At 63.9% G+C, this 6,967-nt stretch carries 6 protein-coding genes and 1 pseudogene; 4 read left to right on the top strand and 3 right to left on the bottom strand.

Translation table 11 applies throughout. The features are described from left to right. Positions 1–145: 145 nt before the first annotated feature. From dnaQ to HP547_RS25820, 3 genes are read right to left on the bottom strand one after another with little or no spacing between them, the layout of a single operon-like run. Positions 146–901: a DNA polymerase III subunit epsilon gene (dnaQ, locus tag HP547_RS25810; RefSeq protein WP_172221348.1), complete on the bottom strand. Its 756-nt coding sequence runs from the start codon at positions 899–901 to the stop codon at positions 146–148. 55 nt (positions 902–956) lie between these two features. Beyond that, a complete protein-coding gene (gene rnhA / locus HP547_RS25815; protein ID WP_172221351.1) occupies positions 957–1,403 on the bottom strand; it encodes a ribonuclease HI in 447 nt (148 codons plus the stop codon). 13 nt (positions 1,404–1,416) lie between these two features. Beyond that, positions 1,417–2,190 (bottom strand): class I SAM-dependent methyltransferase, encoded by a 774-nt coding sequence (locus tag HP547_RS25820; protein ID WP_172221354.1) that lies wholly within the window; start codon positions 2,188–2,190, stop codon positions 1,417–1,419. An 85-nt stretch (positions 2,191–2,275) separates the two neighbouring features. On the opposite strand from HP547_RS25820, the gene gloB reads away from it, so the two are divergent. The 4 genes and pseudogenes from gloB to HP547_RS25840 form a co-directional block, all read left to right on the top strand. Then, the gene (gene gloB, locus HP547_RS25825; RefSeq protein ID WP_172288236.1) at positions 2,276–3,055 is read left to right on the top strand and encodes a hydroxyacylglutathione hydrolase; all 780 of its coding nucleotides are present in this window, start codon (positions 2,276–2,278) and stop codon (positions 3,053–3,055) included. A gap of 100 nt (positions 3,056–3,155) precedes the next feature. Continuing rightward, positions 3,156–4,586 (top strand): lytic transglycosylase domain-containing protein, encoded by a 1,431-nt coding sequence (locus HP547_RS25830; RefSeq protein WP_172221360.1) that lies wholly within the window; start codon positions 3,156–3,158, stop codon positions 4,584–4,586. 219 nt (positions 4,587–4,805) lie between these two features. Then, the gene (locus HP547_RS25835; RefSeq protein ID WP_218583498.1) at positions 4,806–6,635 is read left to right on the top strand and encodes an extracellular solute-binding protein; all 1,830 of its coding nucleotides are present in this window, start codon (positions 4,806–4,808) and stop codon (positions 6,633–6,635) included. Beyond that, a pseudogene (locus HP547_RS25840) lies at positions 6,632–6,967 on the top strand (ABC transporter substrate-binding protein); the annotation flags it as partial. The gene HP547_RS25835 and the pseudogene HP547_RS25840, both read left to right, overlap by 4 nt.

Raw genomic sequence — 6,967 nt, forward strand, 5'->3', positions numbered from 1 at the left:
TGTAGGAGCGGCCTTGCGTCGCGAAAGGGCCGCGCAGCGGCCCCAAAAATTTCACAGGCGACGCAAAAATTGCCGGGGCTGCTGCACAGCCCTTTCGCGACGCAAGGCCGCTCCTACAGGGATCGCATCGCCTGCGGCAAAATTGTTAACCCGCAGGCATCTCGGTAAGGGCCTGCCACATGGATGGCCCGCCCGCCGACTTGGCTATGGCCGCCAGCCGCTCGGCATGAGCCTCCAGCTCTTCGGCACTGGCCATGATCACCCGTCCCGGCGCACGCCCGGTAATCCGGCGAATCTCGCTGCCGCCCTGGCCGTCGTCGCCCTCGGCGTCAGCCCCATGCCCGGCCAGCGAAAGGCTGGTCTGGCCACCGGTCATTGCCAGGTAGACGTCAGCCAGCAGTTCCGAGTCGAGCAGTGCGCCGTGCAGCTCACGGCCCGAGTTGTCGATGTCGTAGCGCTTGCACAGCGCATCGAGGCTGTTGCGTTGCCCGGGGTGGCGCGAGCGCGCCAGCAGCAAGGTGTCGAGGATGGTGCAATGCTGGGCGATGTCGGCACGGCCCTGCTGGCCAAGCAGGGCAAATTCGTTGTTGATGAAGCCAACGTCGAACGCCGCGTTGTGGATGACCAGCGTGGCGCCTTCGATGAATTCGAAGAACTCCTCGGCCACATCGCCAAAGCGCGGCTTGCCGACCAGGAAGGTATCGGTAATGCCGTGGACGTTGATGGCGCCCTCGTCGCTCTCGCGGTCCGGCTGCAGGTAGACGTGGAAGTGCCGCCCGGTCAGCCGCCGGCCGATCACCTCGACACAACCGATCTCGATGATCCGGTGGCCTTCGCTGACCGGCATGCCCGTGGTTTCGGTATCGAGGATGACGAACCGTTTATCTTGCTGCTGCTCCACGCGGGGCGCTCCAACTTGCATCAGTTTCAAAGGCGGCGAGTATACCCCAAGCGCCTCAGCGCTGGGCGCGCACCTCATCGACACCACGGTTGGCCAGCTGGTCGGCACGCTCGTTGCCGGGGTGGCCGATGTGGCCGCGCACCCACTTCCAGGTCACCTTGTGGCGATTGACCTGCTCATCAAGCTGCTGCCACAGGTCGGCGTTCTTCACCGGCTCTTTGGCTGCGGTCTTCCAGCCGCGCTTCTTCCAGTTGACCATCCATTCGTTGATGCCCTTCATCACGTACTGCGAGTCGGTGGTCAGCACCACCTCGCATTCGCGCTTCAACGCCATCAGCCCCTGGATCGCAGCCATCAGTTCCATGCGGTTGTTGGTGGTATCGCGCTCGCCGCCCCACAGTTCCTTCTCGACGCCCTTGTAGATCATCAGGACCCCCCAGCCACCCGGGCCAGGGTTGCCCTTGCAGGCGCCGTCGGTAAACATTTCGATGCTATCGCTCATGTACCACTCATGTTCAGTGCTTTTCAGTGTCCGGGTTGGCCGCCGTACGATTGACCTTGGCCAGTGGCAGCGGCAGCAGCTTGCCCATGGGTTCGCGGCGCTCCGGGCGTAACGGCCGCAGGCCGACCACCATCTTGCGCGCCACCAGCAGGTACACCCCGCCGCCAGCGCCCTGCCAGCCGCCGGCTAGCCGTTCCCAGCCCTCCAGGCGTTGCTGCCAGGCCGGTGAGGCAAGCGGCGGACGATAGCACCCGAAGCGGCGTTTCTCCAGCGCGAAGCCCAGCAGGTTCAGCCAGTCGCCCACCCGTGACGCCGAGATGCAGCGCGCCTTGCGCAATGCGCCGTGGCTGAAGAAGTGACGCATGCCCCAGCTGCTCCACGGGTTGATGCCAACGATCAGCAGGTGCCCGCCCGGGCGCACCGCACTGGCGGCCTCGCGCAGCAGGCCATGGGGTGACAGGCAGAAGTCCAGGCCGTGCTGCAGCACCACCACGTCGGCGGCATGCTCGCTGAGCGGCCAGGCCTGCTCCTCGCACACTATCTCCACCCCCGGCAGGGGTGCGCCGAGGCGCACGTTGCGCTGGACCTGGGGGGCGCTGGGCGGCGGCTCGGCGCCTGGCCCGTAGTGCACAAGATAACCACCAAAGAAGCGCCCGAGCTCTTCTTCCAGCAGTTTTTCCTCCTCCTTGAGCATCAGCTGGCCGAGTGGGCCGTTGAACCACTCACGGGCCAGGCTGATCAGCTTGACCCAGTCCGGGTCGGCCTGGGCAAAGGCTTGGTCGGTCATTGCGCTCTCCCTTGAAGGTTCTCGCACCGCGCCATCGCGGCTAAGATGGCCACATGTGCCACGCTAGGCGAACCGGATCCGCACCATGATACAGATCAAAGCTCTCCCCGCTTTCTCCGACAACTACATCTGGTTGTTACAGGATACTGCCAAACGCCGCTGTGCGGTGGTCGATCCGGGTGATGCCGGCCCAGTGGAACGCTGGCTGTCGGCCCACCCCGAGTGGGTGTTGAGCGACATTCTCATCACTCACCACCACAACGACCATGTGGGTGGTGTGGAACGGCTCAGGCAATTGACCGGCGCACGGGTCTGCGGCCCGGCCAAAGAGCGCATCCCGTGCCGCGAACTGGCACTTGACGAAGGTGATCAGGTAACCGTCCTGGGTGTGACGTTCGAGGTGCTGGCAGTACCTGGCCATACCCTGGGGCATATCGCATTCTTCAGTGACCAGCCGCCCACGCCCGTGCTATTCAGCGGCGACACCCTGTTTGCCGCCGGTTGCGGGCGCATGTTCGAAGGTAGGCCCGAGCAGATGCAACCTGCCCTGGCCCGCCTGGCAGCGCTGCCGGAGTCGACCGAAGTGTATTGCGCCCACGAATATACCCTGAGCAACTTGCGGTTCGCCAAGGCCGTGGAACCTACCAACCCACACGTTCAGCAACGCTTCGAAGACGTTACCCGCTTGCGTGCCGAAAATCGCATCACCTTGCCATCAACGATCGGTATGGAGCGCCTGACCAATCCCTTCCTGCGCACCTCTGAAACATTAGTTAAACAAAAAGCAGACGAATGGAAGGGACATTCAAACACCTCGCATGTCGCTGTTTTTGCTGCCTTGAGGTCTTGGAAGGACACCTTCTGATAACCGCAAGATATATCGCAGTTGATGCTCAAAGGTTGACCCGGCCGGGAGCGGTTTCTAGAATCGCCAAAATTTTTCGCCCGGATACCTGTCTCAGCCGATGTCTTCCAGTAGCCGCAGAACCTCTCATTCCGTCGCCCTGACGCGCCTGGCCCAGGTCAGTGCGCTGGCCCTGGCCGCCACCCTGGTGGGCTGCCAGAGCACCCGTCAGCTCGACGAATCCGATAGCGTTCGCGCGCACAACTACCAGGCGCGGATCAAGCACAAACCTGCCCCGCTGCTGGTCAAGCCGGTCGAGCAGGCGCCGCAGGACGTGTGGGAGCGCATGCGCCAGGGCTTCGCCCTGCAGGACAGCATCGACGTCAACCCGCGCATCGAGCAGCAGCGCCTGTGGTTCGCCAGCAATCCGACCTTCATCGAAAGCGCTGGCGAGCGCGGCAGCCTCTACCTGCACTACATTGTCGAGCGGCTTGAAGAGCGCGACATGCCGCTGGAGCTGGCCCTGCTGCCGGCCATCGAGAGCGCCTACAACCCGATGGCCTACTCCCGCGCCAGCGCTGCCGGCATGTGGCAATTCATGCCGGCGACTGGCCGCCACTTCAACCTGCGCCAGACCAACTTCTACGATGGCCGCCGCGACATCACCGCCTCGACCAACGCTGCGCTGGACTACCTCACTCGCCTGCACGACATGTTCAACGGCGACTGGCTGCTGGCCCTGGCCGCCTACAACTCCGGCGAAGGCACGGTCAGCCGCGCCATCGAGCGCAACGAGCGCCTTGGCCTGCCGACCGACTACTGGAACCTGCCGCTGCCGCAGGAAACCCGCGACTACGTGCCCAAGCTGCTGGCGCTGTCGCAGGTGGTGCTTACCCCCGAGGCGTACGGGGTCAACCTGAACCCGATCGCCAACGAGCCGTACTTCGAAGCGGTGGCCATCAATGACCGCCTCGACCTGTCGCGCGTTGCCGCCTTTGCCAACATCGACGAAGACGAGCTGATCCAGCTGAACCCGGCCTTCAAGAAGCGCATGACCGTGGACGGCCCCAAGCAACTGCTGGTGCCCACCGCCAAGGCGCAACTGTTGAGCGACAGCCTGTCCAACCTCAACCCCGAGCAGCTGGTCGCCCTGCAGCCGAACAAGGCCGTGTTCGCCCGTGCCGTGGCTGAAACGAGGGCACCCGTGGCGGCACGCAGCTACCGGGTCAAGCGCGGCGACAACCTGGGTGCCATCGCCAAGGCCAATCGTGTCTCGGTCAAGGACATCAAACGCTGGAACCGCATGTCCGGCAACAGCCTGCGTGCCGGCCAGGTACTGGCACTGCGCGGTGGCAATGCCCCCAGCGCTGCTGGCAACCGGGTAGCTTCATCGGGCAAGCGCACCACGCAGTACAAGGTACGCAAGGGCGACTCGCTGTACCTGGTGGCCAAGCGCTTCAACGTCGAAATGAAACACCTCAAGCGCTGGAACCCGCGCAGCGGCCATGCCCTGAAGCCAGGCCAGACCCTGACCGTCTACCTCTCGCATTGATAAAAAAACTGGGGCCGCTCCGCGCCCCATCGCCGGCAACCCAGCTCCCACCCTGATCGCAACGACTTCAAGCCATATGCAGTACCTGTGGGAGCTGGCTTGCCGGCGATGGGCTGCAAAGCGGCCCCTTGCAATCCTCTGGGCGGCACTCTTTTTCCAACCCTACCAAGCTGTTACTGTACCCGATCAAAGCCCAACGCCTCTGGATCGGATGCCGACTTGATACGTCCCCTCCTGCTGTCAATCAGCCTGGCCTTGAGCTTCCCCGCAGCCGCGATGGTGAGCGAAAGCCACGGATACGCGCAGTTCGGCACGCTCAAGTACCCAGCCACCTTCACCCACTTCGACTGGGTCAACCCGCAAGCGCCCAAGGGCGGCACCTTGCGGGCCATGGCTTTTGGCACCTTCGATACCCTCAACCCCTACACCTTCAAGGGGTCGAGCCCGATCACCACGCCCAATTTCCAACAATACGGTATCAGCGAGCTGAACGAGCCGCTGATGGTCGGCACCGGCCAGTACGACCCGTCCGGCGACGAACCCACCTCCAGCTACGGCCTTATCGCCCGCTCGGTGGAGTACAGCGAAGACCGCAGCTGGGTCGTGTTCAACCTGCGCCCGGAAGCTCGCTGGCATGACGGCCAGCCGATTACCTCGGCAGACGTGGCCTTCTCCTACCGCACACTGCTAAAGGACGGCCACCCGATGTACCGCACCAACCTGCAGGAAGTGCAGCGGGTGGACATCCTCGGCCCGCAGCGCATCCGCTTCGTGTTCAAACGCGCCGGCAACCCGCTGCTGATCCTGCGCCTTGGCGAAATGCCGGTGCTGCCCAAGCATTACTGGCAAAAGCGCGACTTCAAGGCCACCACCTTCGAGCCGCCGCTGGGCAGCGGCCCCTATCGCATCAGCGAAGTCCAGCCCGGGCGCCGACTGGTGTTCGAACGGGTGAAGAACTACTGGGGCAAGGACCTGGCGGTCAACCGTGGCAAGTACAACTTCAAGCGCGTGGAATACGAGTTCTACCGCGACGCCACGGTGGCCTTCGAAGCGTTCAAGGCCGGCGAGTTCGACATCTACATCGAGCACCAGGCGAAGAACTGGGCCAACGGCTACACCTTCCCGGCCGTGCGCCGTGGCGAGGTGATCAAGGCACAGATCCCGCACCGCATCCCCACGCAAACCCAGGGCCTGTTCATGAACAGCCGCCGGGCCACCTTCAGCGACCCGCGGGTACGCCAGGCGCTGGGGCTGATGCTCGATTTCGAATGGACCAACCGCGCGCTGTTCAGTAGCGCCTACCGCCGCTCGACCAGCTATTACCCCAACAGCGAGTTTGCCGCCAGCGGCCTGCCGACCGGCAAGGAGTGGCTGCTGCTGGCGCCGTTCCGCGACCAGTTGCCTGCCAAGCTGTTCAGCGAACCCTACAAGGTCAGCCAGACCGACGGCCGTGGCATCAACCGCCAGACCCTGCGCCAGGCCCTCGGGCTGCTGGCCGAGGCCGGCTGGAAGCTGAACGGCCAGCGCCTGGTCGACAGCAAGGGCCAGCAGCTGCGCATGGAGCTGCTGCTGGTAAACCCCAATCTTGAACGCATCCTGCAACCTTATGTCGAAAATCTGTCCAGCATCGGCATCGATGCGCGCTTGCGCACGGTCGACCGCGCCCAGTACAAACAACGCCTGGACCAGTTCGATTTCGACATGATTCTGATGACCCTTAACCAGACCCTGAGCCCCGGCCTCGAACAGTGGCTGTACTTCCATTCCAGCCAGGCCGCGACCAAGGGCAGCAAGAACTATGCTGGGGTCAAGGACCCGGTGGTCGACCACCTGCTCGACACCCTTCTGGCTGCGCGCACCCGCGACGACCAGGTCGCCGCCGCCCGCGCCCTGGACCGAGTGCTCTCATGGCAGTACTACATGATCCCCAACTGGTACCTCGACAACCATCGCCTGGCCTACCGCAACCGGTTCGCCTTCGTCACCACGCCGCCCTACACCCTTGGGCTGAACAGCTGGTGGATCAAGACTTCGGAGAAAGCCCAATGACGCCAACGCACCGCCTGCGCCGGCTGGCAGGCAGCCTGTTGCTCGCCTGCCTGAGCCTTCCTGCCCTGGCCGCACCGCAGCACGCGCTGACCCTGTACGACGAGCCACCCAAGTACCCCGCCGACTTCAAGCACTTCGACTACGTCAACCCCGACGCGCCCAAGGGCGGCACCTTCCGCCAGTCCAGCTTCGGCGGCTTCGACAGCCTCAACCCGTTCATCAACAAAGGCGTGTCGGCCGAGAACATCAGCAGCATCTACGACACCCTGATGCGCCAGAGCCAGGACGAGCCGTTCACCGAGTACGGCCTGGTGGCCGGCAAGATCGAAAAA

This window comes from Pseudomonas sp. CM27, assembly GCF_013179515.1.
Classification (GTDB): Bacteria; Pseudomonadota; Gammaproteobacteria; order Pseudomonadales; family Pseudomonadaceae; genus Aquipseudomonas.